Source organism: Cobetia crustatorum (assembly GCF_000591415.1).
Taxonomy (GTDB): domain Bacteria; phylum Pseudomonadota; class Gammaproteobacteria; order Pseudomonadales; family Halomonadaceae; genus Cobetia; species Cobetia crustatorum.
The window spans coordinates 1-1,539 of record NZ_JEMF01000096.1; the positions used below are offsets into that span (position 1 = coordinate 1).

A 1,539-nucleotide genomic window follows, 5' to 3' on the forward strand; every position below is an offset into this window, starting at 1 on the left:
TTCAGGAGCCTCATCGCCCTCTTGGCGAAAACTCATCACCACCCCTACCGTTTTCAAGCCCGGCCATTCGTAGCTAAGCTCTTGAAACTCTTCAGTAATCTCACTCACAATGTGATAGCGCGTCTCTTGCCGGCCGCGGTTCTTTTCATCCGTGATATACGAGTCTCCCGAAAAGCTCGCCACCTTGGTTATTGGGAATGCCGTCTCGAAGGCGGCAGCCAAAGCTGGCTGATTCCCCTTTACCGATAGCAGGTAATCGGCACCCTTCTGCAGGACCTGAGTGGCGATCTTTTTCTGGCAGCCCATGGCATCAATTGTCACCAAGCAGCCTTGCAGATTGAGTAGCTTTAGCAGCTCGGGAATCGCCGTAATCTCATTCGACTTCTGCGCCGTCTTCACCTGCCCTAGCACGACACCATTAGCCGCGCTGAAGGCACTGACCATGTGGATCGCACCCTTGTTCTTGCCACGGCAATACGAGCCACGCAATGTCTTGCCATCAATGGCTACCACTGCGCCCTCAGTCACGTCATGGCAACTTTTCATCCACTCAGCGAATGCAGTTTGCAGCTGCTCGGCATTCACCAGGGCCATCACCCTGGCCAAGGTATCGTGACTCGGCACGCCAGCCTTAAAATCGCCGTACTGGCGAAGAAAGTCCAACTTCGCGTGGCCAAAATCTTCGATTTCATCCCAACCTTCTGCACCACAGATCACCGCACAGACGATCAGAAACAAGATATCCGACAGCTGATGCTTCACTTTCCACGCCTGGCGGAAGTCGGGAACAATCGATAAATGGTGCATAAGAGACGGTGTCAGCATCGGATCATCCATGAGCGAAAGCTGCTAAATGACCACATGAGGTCCTTTTGGTAAAGCGCTACGAGGCCCGTCGTAGAGCGGTTTTTCATGCATTTTCCCTGGGCCATCCCCAAGGAAATGATCACCATCGTCGACAAGCCGGTGATCCAATATGTGGTGGAAGAAGCGGTCGCGGCCGGTATCAAGGAAATCGTCCTGGTGACGCATTCGAGCAAGAGCGCCATCGAGAACCACTTCGACAAGCACTTCGAGCTGGAGGCTACCCTGGAAGCCAAGGGCAAGCTCGAACTGCTCGAACAACTGCGCAACATCATCCCGGATGACGTCAAGATCATCAGCGTGCGCCAGCCTGAACCTCTGGGTCTGGGACACGCTGTCCTGTGCGCCAAACCGATTGTCGGCGACGAACCCTTTGTCGTCATGCTGCCCGACGTACTGGTCGACGGAGAAGGTCTGCAAAAGAACGATCTCGCGCAGATGATGGAGGCCTATGAAGCCACCCAGGCAGCGCAGATCATGGTCGAGAATGTCCCGCAGGAAATGGCCTACAAGTACGGTATCGTCGCACTCGACGGAGATGCACCGGAAGCAGGCCAGTCGGCCAGAATCACTGGCATGGTCGAAAAGCCGCCAGCGGGCACCGAGCCCTCGACTCTTGCCGTCATCGGTCGTTACTTGCTGCCGGGGCGTATCTTTGAAGTGGACCCCATCCTT

Annotated in this window: 2 protein-coding genes; one reads left to right on the forward strand and one right to left on the reverse strand. The window is 55.3% G+C overall.

Annotation, left to right across the window (positions count from 1 at the left end):
- The coding region (locus BF12_RS0115720; protein ID WP_024953088.1) for an ISAs1 family transposase at positions 1–825 on the reverse strand (825 nt) is incomplete at its 3' end.
- 87 nt (positions 826–912) lie between these two features.
- Between BF12_RS0115720 and BF12_RS0115725 the strand changes: the two genes are divergently transcribed.
- Positions 913–1,539: UTP--glucose-1-phosphate uridylyltransferase (locus BF12_RS0115725; protein WP_051511078.1), on the forward strand; the 627-nt coding region annotated here is incomplete at its 3' end.